Source organism: Streptomyces sp. NPDC032745 (genome assembly GCF_055579465.1).
In genome coordinates this window covers 104,929-118,529 of the sequence record NZ_JBVING010000010.1, presented here as the reverse complement: position 1 = coordinate 118,529, position 13,601 = coordinate 104,929, and the positions used below count along the sequence as shown (strand labels likewise).

General features: G+C 66.0%; 24 protein-coding genes. All 24 read left to right on the top strand.

Features of this window, described 5'->3' with window-relative positions; translation table 11 throughout:
- The first annotated feature begins 54 nt into the window (after positions 1 to 54).
- Positions 55 to 1,182 carry a hypothetical protein gene (locus tag ACZ5WG_RS25355; RefSeq protein WP_468726109.1) on the top strand — a complete coding sequence of 376 codons (1,128 nt, stop codon included), beginning with the start codon at positions 55 to 57 and terminating at the stop codon, positions 1,180 to 1,182.
- Positions 1,183 to 1,719: 537 nt separating this feature from the next.
- Positions 1,720 to 2,028, top strand: a complete 309-nt coding sequence (rpsJ, locus tag ACZ5WG_RS25350; RefSeq protein ID WP_003948644.1) for a 30S ribosomal protein S10 — start codon at positions 1,720 to 1,722, stop codon at positions 2,026 to 2,028.
- 14 nt (positions 2,029 to 2,042) lie between these two features.
- Complete coding sequence (gene rplC / locus ACZ5WG_RS25345) at positions 2,043 to 2,687, top strand: 50S ribosomal protein L3 (protein ID WP_007265899.1); 645 nt, start codon at positions 2,043 to 2,045, stop codon at positions 2,685 to 2,687.
- A gap of 5 nt (positions 2,688 to 2,692) precedes the next feature.
- A complete protein-coding gene (rplD, locus tag ACZ5WG_RS25340; RefSeq protein ID WP_030298210.1) occupies positions 2,693 to 3,343 on the top strand; it encodes a 50S ribosomal protein L4 in 651 nt (216 codons plus the stop codon).
- On the top strand, positions 3,343 to 3,666 hold the full coding sequence (gene rplW / locus ACZ5WG_RS25335; RefSeq protein ID WP_030154694.1) for a 50S ribosomal protein L23: 324 nt from the start codon (positions 3,343 to 3,345) through the stop codon (positions 3,664 to 3,666). The genes rplD and rplW overlap by 1 nt, the downstream gene beginning before the upstream one ends.
- A gap of 39 nt (positions 3,667 to 3,705) precedes the next feature.
- Positions 3,706 to 4,542 (top strand): 50S ribosomal protein L2, encoded by an 837-nt coding sequence (gene rplB / locus ACZ5WG_RS25330; RefSeq protein WP_030154695.1) that lies wholly within the window; start codon positions 3,706 to 3,708, stop codon positions 4,540 to 4,542.
- A 12-nt stretch (positions 4,543 to 4,554) separates the two neighbouring features.
- A complete protein-coding gene (gene rpsS / locus ACZ5WG_RS25325) occupies positions 4,555 to 4,836 on the top strand; it encodes a 30S ribosomal protein S19 (protein ID WP_030154697.1) in 282 nt (93 codons plus the stop codon).
- Between the two features lie 43 nt (positions 4,837 to 4,879).
- Complete coding sequence (rplV, locus tag ACZ5WG_RS25320; RefSeq protein WP_007265904.1) at positions 4,880 to 5,227, top strand: 50S ribosomal protein L22; 348 nt, start codon at positions 4,880 to 4,882, stop codon at positions 5,225 to 5,227.
- Entirely contained in the window at positions 5,227 to 6,066 is an 840-nt protein-coding gene (gene rpsC, locus ACZ5WG_RS25315) for a 30S ribosomal protein S3 (protein ID WP_007265905.1), read from the top strand. Before rplV ends, rpsC begins: the two co-directional genes overlap by 1 nt.
- A gap of 5 nt (positions 6,067 to 6,071) precedes the next feature.
- Positions 6,072 to 6,491 carry a 50S ribosomal protein L16 gene (gene rplP, locus ACZ5WG_RS25310; protein WP_030026326.1) on the top strand — a complete coding sequence of 140 codons (420 nt, stop codon included), beginning with the start codon at positions 6,072 to 6,074 and terminating at the stop codon, positions 6,489 to 6,491.
- Entirely contained in the window at positions 6,491 to 6,715 is a 225-nt protein-coding gene (gene rpmC, locus ACZ5WG_RS25305) for a 50S ribosomal protein L29 (protein ID WP_008739703.1), read from the top strand. The genes rplP and rpmC overlap by 1 nt, the downstream gene beginning before the upstream one ends.
- Positions 6,715 to 6,996: a 30S ribosomal protein S17 gene (gene rpsQ / locus ACZ5WG_RS25300; RefSeq protein ID WP_030026328.1), complete on the top strand. Its 282-nt coding sequence runs from the start codon at positions 6,715 to 6,717 to the stop codon at positions 6,994 to 6,996. Before rpmC ends, rpsQ begins: the two co-directional genes overlap by 1 nt.
- Positions 6,997 to 7,097: 101 nt before the next feature.
- Entirely contained in the window at positions 7,098 to 7,466 is a 369-nt protein-coding gene (gene rplN, locus ACZ5WG_RS25295) for a 50S ribosomal protein L14 (RefSeq protein WP_003956455.1), read from the top strand.
- A gap of 2 nt (positions 7,467 to 7,468) precedes the next feature.
- Entirely contained in the window at positions 7,469 to 7,792 is a 324-nt protein-coding gene (rplX, locus tag ACZ5WG_RS25290) for a 50S ribosomal protein L24 (RefSeq protein WP_030154701.1), read from the top strand.
- Positions 7,792 to 8,343 carry a 50S ribosomal protein L5 gene (gene rplE, locus ACZ5WG_RS25285; protein WP_030154702.1) on the top strand — a complete coding sequence of 184 codons (552 nt, stop codon included), beginning with the start codon at positions 7,792 to 7,794 and terminating at the stop codon, positions 8,341 to 8,343. Before rplX ends, rplE begins: the two co-directional genes overlap by 1 nt.
- Before the next feature lie 5 nt (positions 8,344 to 8,348).
- Positions 8,349 to 8,534, top strand: coding sequence for a type Z 30S ribosomal protein S14 (locus ACZ5WG_RS25280; RefSeq protein ID WP_003956452.1), 186 nt, complete (start codon positions 8,349 to 8,351; stop codon positions 8,532 to 8,534).
- A gap of 223 nt (positions 8,535 to 8,757) precedes the next feature.
- Positions 8,758 to 9,156 carry a 30S ribosomal protein S8 gene (gene rpsH / locus ACZ5WG_RS25275; RefSeq protein WP_007265911.1) on the top strand — a complete coding sequence of 133 codons (399 nt, stop codon included), beginning with the start codon at positions 8,758 to 8,760 and terminating at the stop codon, positions 9,154 to 9,156.
- A 20-nt stretch (positions 9,157 to 9,176) separates the two neighbouring features.
- Positions 9,177 to 9,716 (top strand): 50S ribosomal protein L6, encoded by a 540-nt coding sequence (gene rplF / locus ACZ5WG_RS25270; RefSeq protein WP_030298217.1) that lies wholly within the window; start codon positions 9,177 to 9,179, stop codon positions 9,714 to 9,716.
- A 2-nt stretch (positions 9,717 to 9,718) separates the two neighbouring features.
- Positions 9,719 to 10,102 (top strand): 50S ribosomal protein L18, encoded by a 384-nt coding sequence (gene rplR, locus ACZ5WG_RS25265; protein WP_030008471.1) that lies wholly within the window; start codon positions 9,719 to 9,721, stop codon positions 10,100 to 10,102.
- A gap of 45 nt (positions 10,103 to 10,147) precedes the next feature.
- A complete protein-coding gene (rpsE, locus tag ACZ5WG_RS25260; protein WP_254372698.1) occupies positions 10,148 to 10,750 on the top strand; it encodes a 30S ribosomal protein S5 in 603 nt (200 codons plus the stop codon).
- On the top strand, positions 10,750 to 10,932 hold the full coding sequence (rpmD, locus tag ACZ5WG_RS25255) for a 50S ribosomal protein L30 (RefSeq protein WP_005313525.1): 183 nt from the start codon (positions 10,750 to 10,752) through the stop codon (positions 10,930 to 10,932). The genes rpsE and rpmD overlap by 1 nt, the downstream gene beginning before the upstream one ends.
- 2 nt (positions 10,933 to 10,934) lie before the next feature.
- Entirely contained in the window at positions 10,935 to 11,390 is a 456-nt protein-coding gene (gene rplO, locus ACZ5WG_RS25250) for a 50S ribosomal protein L15 (protein ID WP_030154704.1), read from the top strand.
- Between the two features lie 187 nt (positions 11,391 to 11,577).
- Positions 11,578 to 12,891 (top strand): preprotein translocase subunit SecY, encoded by a 1,314-nt coding sequence (secY, locus tag ACZ5WG_RS25245; protein WP_468726107.1) that lies wholly within the window; start codon positions 11,578 to 11,580, stop codon positions 12,889 to 12,891.
- Positions 12,891 to 13,538 carry an adenylate kinase gene (locus ACZ5WG_RS25240; RefSeq protein ID WP_468726106.1) on the top strand — a complete coding sequence of 216 codons (648 nt, stop codon included), beginning with the start codon at positions 12,891 to 12,893 and terminating at the stop codon, positions 13,536 to 13,538. The genes secY and ACZ5WG_RS25240 overlap by 1 nt, the downstream gene beginning before the upstream one ends.
- The last annotated feature ends 63 nt before the right edge of the window (positions 13,539 to 13,601 follow it).

Below are 13,601 nucleotides of genomic sequence, written 5' to 3'. Positions count from 1 at the left end.
GGCGGGGCCCCCAGGACCTCGTCCCGGGGGCCCCGGACATTTCAGGGGTGGGACATGGGAACGAACAGCGAAAACGACAGACCGGCGGTCTCCGACGAGGAGTGGGCCCGCTTCATGGAGCAGGCCCAGGCGGGTGCGGGCCAGGCCCCCCGGGAGCCGTCCGCCCGGGCGCGCATGGTCACCGCGCGGCTGCAGGGCGAGTCCGCCGAGCCGCCCGGCTGGCGCACCGGTCCGGCCTGGCAGGAGCGGGAAGGGCGGGGGAGGGGCAAGCGACGGCTCAAGGCCGCCGGGGCGATCGTCTTCATCGCCGCCCTCGCGCTGATAGCCATCCGCCCGGAGCTGGTCATCGACCGGGTCACCGGCAAGGCCGCACAGAACGGCAAGGCCGCCGAGCCGCTGCCCGCCGAGACCGCCCGGCCCAGCGCCCCGCCCTCCGCCCTGTACCCGGACCGGCCCACCCTCAAGGAGCCCTTCAAGGGGTCCCCGGCCGTGCAGTGGGCCGACGGGGCGGCCGGGATCGAGGTCCCGGTGGCCGAGGCCGTCGGCGGGATGAGCAAGGAACAGGTCGCCGACGCGCTGGAGAAGGCCAAGCAGTTCCTGGTCACGGCCAACCTGGACCCGGCGACCCTGCGCGGGGAGCGGCCCGCGGCGGCGCTGGCTCTGCTCGACCCGAAGCTCGAGAAGGAACTGAGCCGGGTGGAGGAGTCGCTGACGGCTCCGACGAAGGAGAACGACCCGCTGCACCTGTTCAGCCGGGTCAAGCCGGCCGAGCTGAAGCCCGCGGGCGACGTGGTCAAGGTCCGCGGCCGGATGTGGGTGGAGCCCGGCAAGGAGGCGGGCCAGGCCAACGTGCTGGCCGACTACACCTTCGTCTACCCGTTCGTGAAGGCGAAGCCGGGCTCCGAGCAGGTGGAGCGCACCGTCGTGCGGCGCGAGATCACCTTCTCGATCGCCGACCCGCGCAAGTGGCAGGCCACCGCCGGCAAGATCTGGCTCGAGAAGGCCGACGTCGACACGGCCAACAGCGCCTGCAACGTCTACGACGGATTCCTGCACCCCGTCTTCGACGAGGACACACCGACCGGGCCCACGCCCTCCGGGACGCCCGTGGACCCGTACGACCGCAGCAAGAGCATGGAGACCGGCGGACAGGAGGGCTGCGGCACCGTCTCGCGTACCTGAGCGCAGGCCCCGGCGGGGCGGCGCGGCAGGGCAGCGGAAAGACGCTCCGAGGCCGGTGGGCGGGCCCGGGCGGACCCCAAGGGGCGCCCGGGCAACCCCACTGCGTGGCGCGGTTTGACCGATCACCGTGGAGGGGTATTCTCTTCGGCCCGATTGGCGCAGTACGTGTCTTGTATGGCAGACTACTCAAGTTGCTCGGCTGAGTGCCGATGCTGCGCGCCTCCCGCCGGGAGGACCGGAAGCGAGTCCCACAGTACTCGTCGCCTTTATCTGCCTCTCGGGGCAGCAATGGGGCGGACGTACGGGAATCTTCTGGGAAGCGTCAGCACGGTGCCGGCCAGGCGCTCGGTGGGTGTTTCTCCCCCGAACCGCGGTCCTGGGACCGCACCCCCTTGGACGAGGGAATTTCCGTATGGGAATTTTCTGTGGAGGGAGTGCGACACGCCCGACCGCGTGGGTCGGAGAGAAGCGGTGGAGAGATCCACAGCCGACCGAGAGCCAGAGCGTTTCCACAACAGACAGGACTACGGAGTAGCCATGGCGGGACAGAAGATCCGCATCCGGCTCAAGGCCTACGACCACGAGGTCATCGACTCCTCGGCGAAGAAGATCGTCGAGACGGTGACCCGCACTGGTGCGTCGGTCGCAGGCCCGGTGCCGCTGCCCACTGAGAAGAACGTGTACTGCGTCATCAAGTCGCCGCACAAGTACAAGGACTCGCGCGAGCACTTCGAGATGCGCACGCACAAGCGCCTGATCGACATCCTCGACCCGACGCCCAAGACCGTTGACTCGCTGATGCGCCTGGACCTTCCGGCCGGCGTTGACATCGAGATCAAGCTCTGAGAGGCGTCGAGAAGATGGCAAAGCAGATCAAGGGCGTCCTGGGCGAGAAGCTCGGCATGACCCAGGTCTGGGACGAGAACAACCGTGTCGTCCCGGTGACCGTCGTCAAGGCCGGGCCCTGCGTCGTTACCCAGGTCCGTACGAACGACATCGACGGCTACGAGTCGGTCCAGATCGCCTTCGGCGAGATCGACCCGCGCAAGGTGAACAAGCCCCTCAAGGGCCACTTCGCCAAGGCCGACGTGACCCCCCGCCGCCACCTGGTGGAGCTCCGCACCTCCGACGCCAGCGAGTACACGCTCGGCCAGGAGATCACTGCTGAGGTGTTCGAGTCCGGCGTCAAGGTTGACGTCACGGGCAACAGCAAGGGCAAGGGCTTCGCCGGTGTCATGAAGCGGCACAACTTCCGGGGCCTCGGCGCCGGTCACGGTGTGCAGCGCAAGCACCGCTCCCCCGGTTCGATCGGTGGCTGCGCCACCCCTGGGCGTGTCTTCAAGGGCATGCGCATGGCTGGTCGTATGGGCAACGAGCGCGTCACCACCCAGAACCTGACCATCCACGCGGTAGACGCGGAGAAGGGTCTGCTCCTCATCAAGGGTGCAGTCCCCGGTCCGAACGGCGGCCTCGTCCTGGTCCGTACCGCGGCCAAGGGGGCTTGAGGTTAATGAGCACCATTGACATCCTTTCGCCGGCAGGCGACAAGGCCGGTACCGTCGAGCTCCCCGCGGAGATCTTCGACGCGAAGACCAGCGTTCCGCTGATCCACCAGGTCGTCGTCGCACAGCTGGCTGCTGCCCGTCAGGGCACGCACAAGACGAAGACCCGTGGCGAAGTCCGTGGTGGTGGCCGCAAGCCGTACCGCCAGAAGGGCACCGGCCGCGCCCGTCAGGGTTCGACCCGCGCTCCGCAGTTCGCCGGCGGTGGCGTCGTCCACGGCCCGCAGCCGCGTGACTACTCGCAGCGGACCCCCAAGAAGATGAAGGTCGCCGCCCTCCGCGGTGCCCTCTCGGACCGTGCGCGTCACTCCCGCATCCACGTCGTCACCGGCGTGGTCGAGGGTGCCGTCTCCACGAAGGCCGCCAAGACGCTGTTCGGCAAGATCTCGGAGCGCAAGAACCTGCTCCTGGTCGTCGAGCGTGCCGACGAGGCCGCGTGGCTGTCCGCCCGCAACCTGCCCCAGGTTCACATCCTGGAGCCGGGCCAGCTGAACACGTACGACGTGATCGTCTCTGACGACGTGGTCTTCACCCAGGCCGCGCTCGAGTCCTTCGTGTCTGGCCCCAAGGCCGATGAGACCGAAGGGAGCGACGCCTGATGTCCGAGGCGACCGTTACCAGCAAGACCTTCACTGACCCGCGCGACCTGCTGATCAAGCCGGTTGTCTCGGAGAAGAGCTACGCGCTGCTGGACGAGAACAAGTACACGTTCATCGTCGCGCCCGGCTCCAACAAGACCCAGATCAAGCAGGCCGTCGAGGCGGTCTTCGGGGTCAAGGTCACCGGGGTCAACACGATCAACCGTCAGGGTAAGCGCAAGCGCACCAAGACCGGTTTCGGCAAGCGCGCTGACACCAAGCGCGCCATCGTGACCCTCGCTGAGGGCGACCGAATCGACATCTTCGGCGGCCAGGCCTCCTAACGGAGGTCTAGTCGTCCGGAATCGGACGAGGACTGAGAAATGGGTATCCGCAAGTACAAGCCGACGACCCCGGGCCGTCGTGGCTCCAGCGTCGCCGACTTTGTCGAGATCACGCGGTCCACGCCGGAGAAGTCGCTGGTTCGCCCGCTGCACAGCAAGGGCGGCCGTAACAACACCGGTCGGATCACCGTTCGCCACCAGGGTGGTGGACACAAGCGCGCCTACCGCGTGATCGACTTCCGTCGTCACGACAAGGACGGCGTGCCGGCCAAGGTCGCGCACATCGAGTACGACCCCAACCGCACTGCGCGCATCGCGCTCCTGCACTACGCGGACGGCGAGAAGCGCTACATCATCGCTCCCCGCGGTCTGAACCAGGGCGACCGGATTGAGAACGGCCCCACGGCCGACATCAAGCCGGGCAACAACCTGGCCCTCCGCAACATCCCGGTCGGTACCACGATCCACGCGATCGAGCTCCGTCCCGGTGGTGGCGCCAAGTTCGCCCGTTCCGCGGGTGCCTCCGTGCAGCTGCTGGCGAAGGAGGGCACGATGGCCCACCTTCGTATGCCGTCCGGTGAGATCCGTCTGGTCGACGCGCGCTGCCGCGCGACGGTCGGCGAGGTCGGCAACGCCGAGCAGTCGAACATCAACTGGGGCAAGGCCGGCCGCATGCGCTGGAAGGGCGTTCGCCCCTCCGTCCGCGGTGTCGCGATGAACCCGGTTGACCACCCGCACGGTGGTGGTGAGGGCAAGACCAGCGGTGGTCGTCACCCGGTCTCCCCGTGGGGTCAGAAGGAGGGTCGTACTCGCTCGCCGAAGAAGGCTTCGAGCAAGTACATCGTCCGCCGCCGCAAGACGAACAAGAAGCGCTAGGAGCGGGTTTAGATGCCGCGCAGTCTCAAGAAGGGACCCTTCGTCGACGGACACCTCGTGAAGAAGGTGGACGCTCAGAACGAAGCTGGTACCAAGAACGTCATCAAGACCTGGTCCCGTCGCTCGATGATCATCCCGGCCATGCTGGGTCACACCATCGCGGTGCACAACGGCAAGACCCACGTCCCGGTGTTCGTCACCGAGTCGATGGTCGGCCACAAGCTCGGCGAGTTCTCGCCGACTCGCACCTTCCGCGGCCACGTCAAGGACGACCGGAAGTCGAAGCGCCGCTAAAGGCGGGGTGGTAACGACTATGACTTACACCGAAGGGACAACCATGGAAGCCAGGGCCCAGGCGCGGTACATCCGCGTCACGCCCATGAAGGCCCGCCGCGTGGTGGACCTTATCCGTGGCATGGATGCCACGGAGGCTCAGGCGGTCCTGCGTTTCGCCCCGCAGGCCGCGAGCGTGCCGGTCGGCAAGGTGCTGGACAGCGCCATTGCCAACGCCGCACACAACTACAACCACCCGGACGCCTCCACGCTGGTCATCAGCGAGGCGTACGTGGACGAGGGCCCGACCCTGAAGCGGTTCCGTCCGCGTGCCCAGGGCCGTGCCTACCGGATCCGCAAGCGGACCAGCCACATCACCGTGGTCGTCAGCAGCAAGGAAGGTTCCCGGTAATGGGCCAGAAGGTAAACCCGCACGGGTTCCGGCTCGGCATCACCACCGACTTCAAGTCGCGTTGGTACGCCGACAAGCTGTACAAGGACTACGTCAAGGAAGACGTCGCCATCCGTCGGATGATGACGTCCGGCATGGAGCGCGCCGGCATCTCGAAGGTTGAGATCGAGCGCACCCGTGACCGCGTGCGTGTGGACATCCACACCGCTCGTCCGGGCATCGTCATCGGCCGCCGTGGCGCCGAGGCCGACCGCATCCGCGGTGACCTCGAGAAGCTCACGGGCAAGCAGGTCCAGCTGAACATCCTCGAGGTCAAGAACCCCGAGCTCGATGCCCAGCTGGTTGCCCAGGCCGTTGCCGAGCAGCTCTCCTCCCGCGTCTCCTTCCGTCGCGCCATGCGTAAGAGCATGCAGGGCACGATGAAGGCCGGCGCCAAGGGCATCAAGATCCAGTGTGGCGGCCGTCTCGGCGGCGCCGAGATGTCCCGCTCCGAGTTCTACCGCGAGGGTCGTGTGCCGCTGCACACGCTGCGCGCGAACGTGGACTACGGCTTCTTCGAGGCCAAGACCACCTTCGGCCGTATCGGTGTGAAGGTCTGGATCTACAAGGGCGACGTCAAGAACATCGCCGAGGTTCGCGCCGAGAACGCTGCGGCCCGTGCGGGTAACCGCCCGGCCCGTGGCGCCGGCGCTGGCGACCGTCCCGCCGGCCGTGGTGGCCGTGGTGGCGAGCGCGGCGGCCGTGGTGGCCGCAAGCCGCAGCAGGCTGCTGGTGCCGAGGCCCCCAAGGCCGACGCTCCCGCCGCCGCTCCGGCCGAGAGCACCGGAACGGAGGCCTGACCGACATGCTGATCCCTCGTAGGGTCAAGCACCGCAAGCAGCACCACCCGAAGCGCCGCGGTATGGCCAAGGGCGGTACTGAGGTCTCGTTCGGCGAGTACGGCATCCAGGCGCTGACCCCGGCGTACGTGACGAACCGCCAGATCGAGGCGGCTCGTATCGCGATGACCCGCCACATCAAGCGTGGCGGCAAGGTCTGGATCAACATCTACCCGGACCGTCCGCTGACGAAGAAGCCGGCCGAGACCCGCATGGGTTCCGGTAAGGGTTCTCCCGAGTGGTGGATCGCGAACGTGCACCCGGGCCGGGTCATGTTCGAGCTGTCCTACCCGAACGAGAAGATTGCTCGTGAGGCGCTCACCCGCGCTGCTCACAAGCTTCCGATGAAGTGCCGGATTGTTCGGCGCGAGGCAGGTGAGTCGTGATGGCGACGGGAACCAAGGCGTCCGAGCTGCGTGAGCTCGGCAACGAGGAGCTCGTTGGCAAGCTGCGCGAGGCCAAGGAGGAGCTGTTCAAGCTCCGCTTCCAGGCGGCCACGGGTCAGCTGGAGAACAACGGCCGGCTCAAGTCCGTCCGTAAGGACATCGCTCGCATCTACACCCTGATGCACGAGCGTGAGCTCGGTATCGAGACGGTGGAGAGCGCCTGATGAGCGAGAAGAACGTGACTGAGACGAACGAGCGCGGCTTCCGCAAGACCCGTGAGGGTCTCGTCGTCAGCGACAAGATGGACAAGACCGTCGTCGTCGCCGTCGAGGACCGCGTCAAGCACGCGCTGTACGGCAAGGTCATCCGCCGTACGAACAAGCTCAAGGCTCACGACGAGCAGAACGCTGCCGGCGTCGGCGACCGCGTCCTCATCATGGAGACGCGTCCGCTGTCGGCGAGCAAGCGCTGGCGCATCGTCGAGATCCTCGAGAAGGCCAAGTAATCACCTGAGGGGTTTCCCTCAGGTCAGTTCCGCCAGGCTCGGCGAGGGGTTCCGGTAACGGACCCCTCGCCGGGAACCGGCAGACAAATCAGGAGATAGACGTGATCCAGCAGGAGTCGCGACTGCGTGTCGCCGACAACACTGGTGCCAAGGAGATCCTTTGCATCCGTGTTCTCGGTGGTTCGGGTCGCCGCTACGCGGGCATCGGTGACGTCATCGTCGCCACCGTCAAGGACGCGATCCCCGGTGGCAACGTGAAGAAGGGTGACGTCGTCAAGGCGGTCATCGTTCGCACCGTCAAGGAGCGCCGCCGCCAGGACGGCTCGTACATCCGCTTCGACGAGAACGCCGCTGTCATTCTCAAGAACGACGGCGACCCTCGTGGCACCCGTATCTTCGGCCCCGTGGGCCGTGAGCTGCGCGAGAAGAAGTTCATGAAGATCATCTCGCTCGCGCCGGAGGTGCTGTAAGCATGAAGATCAAGAAGGGCGACCTGGTCCAGGTCATCACCGGTAAGGACAAGGGCAAGCAGGGCAAGGTCATCGCGGCCATGCCCAGCGAGAACCGCGTCCTCGTCGAGGGTGTCAACCGGGTCAAGAAGCACACCAAGGCCGGTCAGACCGCTGGTGGTTCGCAGGCCGGTGGCATCGTGATCACCGAGGCCCCGATCCACGTCAGCAACGTTCAGCTGGTTGTGGAGAAGGACGGCCAGAAGGTCGTTACCCGCGTCGGTTTCCGCTTCGACGACGAGGGCAACAAGATCCGCGTTGCCAAGCGGACGGGTGAGGACATCTGATGGCTACCACTCCGCGTCTCAAGACGAAGTACCGCGAGGACATCGCGGGCAAGCTGCGTGAGGAGTTCTCGTACGAGAACGTCATGCAGATCCCCGGCCTCGTGAAGATCGTGGTCAACATGGGTGTGGGCGACGCCGCCCGCGACTCCAAGCTGATCGACGGCGCCATCCGCGACCTGACGACGATCACCGGTCAGAAGCCGGCCGTCACGAAGGCCCGCAAGTCCATCGCGCAGTTCAAGCTGCGTGAGGGTCAGCCGATCGGCTGCCACGTCACCCTCCGTGGTGACCGCATGTGGGAGTTCCTGGACCGTACGCTGTCGCTCGCGCTGCCGCGTATCCGTGACTTCCGTGGTCTGTCGCCGAAGCAGTTCGACGGCCGTGGTAACTACACCTTCGGTCTCACGGAGCAGGTCATGTTCCACGAGATCGACCAGGACAAGATCGACCGTACCCGGGGTATGGACATCACCGTGGTCACCACGGCGACCAACGACGCTGAGGGCCGCGCGCTCCTTCGTCACCTCGGCTTCCCCTTCAAGGAGGCGTAAGCGAGATGGCGAAGAAGGCTCTCATCGCGAAGGCTGCCCGCAAGCCCAAGTTCGGTGTGCGTGCGTACACCCGCTGCCAGCGCTGCGGTCGTCCCCACTCCGTGTACCGCAAGTTCGGCCTGTGCCGCGTCTGCCTTCGTGAGATGGCTCACCGTGGCGAGCTGCCGGGCGTGACCAAGAGCTCCTGGTAATTCCCTCCCGTCCGCAAGGACTTGGGAAGTTCCAGAGACTCTCGGTAAGCATCTGGTCGGTGGGTGCCCTGCTCCGCATGCCGTAGGCTTGTGGGGTTGGGCGTCCGCCGTCCATAACGACTTACTACGCCGTAGGTCCCCGCACCGCACCCGTCCCGCCACTGAGTGGGGAGAGGGATGGCGCATACAGGAAACCCCGGCGAGAGAGGCCGAAGGCCACTTCATGACCATGACTGACCCGATCGCAGACATGCTCACGCGTCTGCGTAACGCTAACTCGGCGTACCACGACACCGTCGTGATGCCGCACAGCAAGATCAAGTCGCACATCGCAGAGATCCTCAAGCAGGAGGGTTTCATCACCGGCTGGAAGGTCGAGGACGCCGAGGTCGGCAAGAACCTCGTCCTCGAGCTGAAGTTCGGGCCGAACCGTGAGCGCTCCATCGCGGGCATCAAGCGGATCTCGAAGCCCGGTCTGCGCGTGTACGCGAAGTCCACCAACCTGCCGAAGGTGCTCGGCGGCCTGGGCGTGGCGATCATCTCCACGTCCCACGGTCTCCTCACCGGCCAGCAGGCAGGCAAGAAGGGCGTAGGTGGGGAAGTCCTCGCCTACGTCTGGTAGTCGGGAACGGAGGAAAAGCAATGTCGCGAATCGGCAAGCTCCCCATCCAGGTTCCCGCCGGTGTGGACGTCACCATCGATGGCCGCACGGTCGCGGTGAAGGGCCCCAAGGGTCTCCTCTCGCACACCGTCGCCGCGCCGATCGAGATCGTCAAGGGTGAGGACGGCGTTCTGAACGTCACCCGCCCCAACGACGAGCGTCAGAACAAGGCCCTGCACGGCCTGTCCCGCACGCTGGTGGCGAACATGATCACCGGCGTGACCACGGGATACGTCAAGGCTCTCGAGATCAGCGGTGTCGGTTACCGCGTCGCCGCGAAGGGCTCCGCTCTGGAGTTCCAGCTTGGTTACAGCCACCCGATCCTGATCGAGGCGCCCGAGGGCATCTCCTTCAAGGTCGAGTCGCCCACCAAGTTCACGGTCGAGGGCATCGACAAGCAGAAGGTCGGCGAGGTCGCCGCCAACATCCGCAAGCTGCGGAAGCCCGACCCGTACAAGGCCAAGGGTGTCAAGTACGCCGGCGAAGTCATCCGCCGCAAGGTCGGAAAGGCTGGTAAGTAGCCATGGCATACGGTGTGAAGATCGCCAAGGGCGACGCGTACAAGCGCGCTGCCAAGGCTCGCCGCCACATCCGCATCCGCAAGAACGTCTCGGGTACGGCGGAGCGTCCGCGCCTCGTCGTGACGCGTTCCAACCGCAACATCGTTGCTCAGGTCATCGACGACCTCCAGGGTCACACCCTGGCGTCGGCGTCGACCCTGGACGCTTCGATCCGCGGTGGCGAAGGCGACAAGAGCTCGCAGGCCCAGGCTGTCGGCGCGCTCGTCGCCGAGCGTGCCAAGGCTGCGGGTGTCGAGACCGTCGTGTTCGACCGCGGTGGCAACCGATACGCCGGGCGCATTGCCGCTCTGGCTGACGCCGCCCGCGAAGCCGGGCTGAAGTTCTAAGCCCCGGTTCCGGGACTCACGGACGTAACAGAGAGAGGTAATCCAATGGCTGGACCCCAGCGCCGCGGAAGCGGTGCCGGTGGCGGCGAGCGGCGGGACCGGAAGGGTCGCGACGGTGGCCCTGCCGCCGAGAAGACCGCTTACGTTGAGCGCGTTGTCGCGATCAACCGCGTCGCCAAGGTTGTCAAGGGTGGTCGCCGCTTCAGCTTCACCGCGCTGGTCGTGGTGGGCGACGGTGACGGCACTGTAGGTGTCGGTTACGGCAAGGCCAAGGAAGTTCCCGCGGCCATCGCCAAGGGTGTCGAGGAAGCCAAGAAGAACTTCTTCAAGGTTCCCCGTATCCAGGGCACCATCCCGCACCCGATCCAGGGCGAGAAGGCGGCCGGCGTTGTCCTGCTGAAGCCTGCTTCCCCCGGTACCGGTGTTATCGCCGGTGGCCCGGTGCGCGCCGTTCTGGAGTGCGCCGGCGTTCACGACATCCTGTCGAAGTCGCTCGGCTCCGACAACGCGATCAACATCGTGCACGCGACCGTGGCGGCCCTCAAGGGCCTGCAGCGTCCCGAGGAGATCGCGGCTCGCCGTGGTCTGCCCCTCGAGGACGTCGCCCCCGCGGCCCTGCTCCGTGCGCGTGCTGGGGCGGGTGCGTAATGGCTCGCCTCAAGATCACGCAGACGAAGTCGTACATCGGCAGCAAGCAGAACCACCGCGACACGCTGCGTTCGCTCGGGCTCAAGCGCCTGAACGACGTCGTCGTCAAGGAGGACCGCCCCGAGTTCCGCGGAATGGTTCACACCGTCCGCCACCTCGTGACGGTTGAGGAGGTTGACTAATCATGGCTGAGAACAGCCCGCTGAAGGCCCACAACCTCCGTCCCGCCCCCGGCGCCAAGACCGCGAAGACCCGTGTCGGTCGTGGTGAGGCGTCGAAGGGTAAGACGGCCGGTCGTGGTACGAAGGGCCAGAAGGCCCGTTACCAGATCCCGCAGCGCTTCGAGGGTGGGCAGATGCCCCTCCACATGCGCCTGCCGAAGCTCAAGGGCTTCAAGAACCCGTTCCGCACCGAGTTCCAGGTCGTGAACCTGGACAAGCTCGGCGCTCTCTACCCCGAGGGTGGAGAGGTCACGGTGGCCGACCTGGTCGCCAAGGGCGCGGTTCGCAAGAACAGCCTCGTCAAGGTCCTGGGCCAGGGCGAGATCTCCGTGGCGCTGACGGTTTCGGTTGACGCCGTTTCCGCCTCCGCCAAGGAGAAGATTGCCGCTGCCGGCGGCACCGTCACCGAGCTCGTCTAAGACGAACTCTTGTGACAAATAGCTAGAAACCCGACCGGGGATGCCTCACATATGGGGCATCCCCGGTTGGTCGTTCCACGGGGGGCGCAGTCGCCGGTAAGGTGGCCTGCACCTTTGCTTGTACGTATTCACCGATCCCTCAGACCGTCACCTCTGACGCAGTAGCGCGGGGGTCGCAGGAGGCACCGTGCTCACCGCGTTCGCCCGGGCGTTCAAGACGCCCGACCTGCGCAAGAAGCTGCTCTTCACGCTCGGCATCATCGTGCTGTTCCGGCTCGGGTCCCATATCCCGGTACCCGGCGTGAGCTACAAGAACGTTCAGATCTGTGTCGACCAGGCCGGAAGCAGCAACAGCCTCTTCGGTCTCGTCAACATGTTCAGCGGCGGTGCGCTGCTGCAGATCACGATCTTCGCGCTCGGCATCATGCCGTACATCACGGCGAGCATCATCCTGCAGCTGCTGACCGTGGTCATCCCGAAGCTGGAGAACCTCAAAAAAGAGGGTCAGTCCGGCACCGCGAAGATCACTCAGTACACGCGCTATCTGACGGTCGCACTCGCGATCCTGCAGGGCACCGGCCTCGTCGCCACTGCCCGCACTGGCGCCCTGTTCCAGGGCTGCCAGGTCGCCAGCCAGATCGTCCCGAACCGGTCGATCTTCACCACCATCGTCATGGTCGTCACCATGACCGCGGGTACCTGCGTCGTCATGTGGCTCGGTGAGCTCGTGACCGACCGCGGCATCGGCAACGGCATGTCGATCCTGATGTTCATCTCCATCGCCGCCGGCTTCATCGGCGCCCTGTGGCAGATCAAGCTCCAGGGCAAGATCGCCGACGGCTGGGTCGAATTCGGCGTGGTCATCCTCGTCGGTCTGGCCATGGTCGCCCTGGTGGTCTTCGTCGAGCAGGCGCAGCGACGGATTCCGGTCCAGTACGCGAAGCGCATGATCGGCCGCCGTGCGTACGGGGGCACCTCGACGTACATCCCGCTCAAGGTGAACCAGGCCGGTGTCATCCCGGTCATCTTCGCCTCGTCGCTGCTGTACATCCCGGCGCTGATCGTGCAGTTCAGCGGTTCGACCGCCGGCTGGGCCGTCTGGATCCAGAAGCACTTCGTCAAGGGCGACCACCCGTACTACATCGCCGCCTACTTCCTCCTGATCGTCTTCTTCGCGTTCTTCTACGTGGCGATTTCGTTCAACCCCGAGGAAGTTGCAGACAACATGAAGAAGTATGGTGGGTTCATCCCGGGTATCCGTGCCGGCCGACCCACCGCCGAGTACCTGAGCTACGTGCTCAACCGGATCACCTGGCCGGGGTCGCTGTACCTGGGTCTCATCGCTCTTGTGCCGACGATGGCGTTGGCCGGCTTCGGAGCGAACCAGAACTTCCCGTTCGGCGGGACGAGCATCCTCATCATCGTGGGTGTGGGTCTGGAAACCGTGAAGCAGATCGAGAGCCAGCTCCAGCAGCGCAATTACGAAGGGTTCCTCCGCTGATGCGAATCGTCCTCGTCGGACCGCCCGGTGCGGGCAAGGGAACGCAGGCTGCGTTCCTTGCGAAGAACCTGTCGATCCCGCACATCTCCACGGGCGACCTCTTCCGCGCCAACATCAGCCAGAACACCGAGCTGGGCCAGCGTGCGAAGGCGTTCATGGACGCCGGTGACCTCGTCCCCGACGAGATCACCATCGGCATGGCCAAGGACCGGATGGAGCAGCCGGACGCCGTGAACGGCTTCCTGCTGGACGGCTTCCCGCGCAACGTCTCGCAGGCCGAGGCGCTGGACGAGATGCTGCAGGCGGCCCGCATGAAGCTCGACGCCGTCCTCGACCTCGAGGTCGAGGAGGACGAGGTGGTCAAGCGCATCGCCGGCCGCCGGATCTGCCGCAACGACTCTGCGCACGTCTTCCACGTCGTGTACGCGGCGCCGAAGGCCGAGGGCGTCTGCGACGCCTGTGGTGGCGAGCTGTACCAGCGTGACGACGACTCCGAGGCCACGGTCCGCAACCGGCTCGAGGTCTACCACACGCAGACCGAGCCGATCATCGACTACTACAAGGCCCAGGGCCTGCTGGTGACCATCCCGGCCCTCGGTGAGGTCGCGGACGTCACGCAGCGCGCGATGGACGCCCTGAAGAAGTAGTACCCCCTGCTCGAGCAGTACGGCCGCGGTGTCCCCAGGGGCGCCGCGGCCGTCCGCATGAGG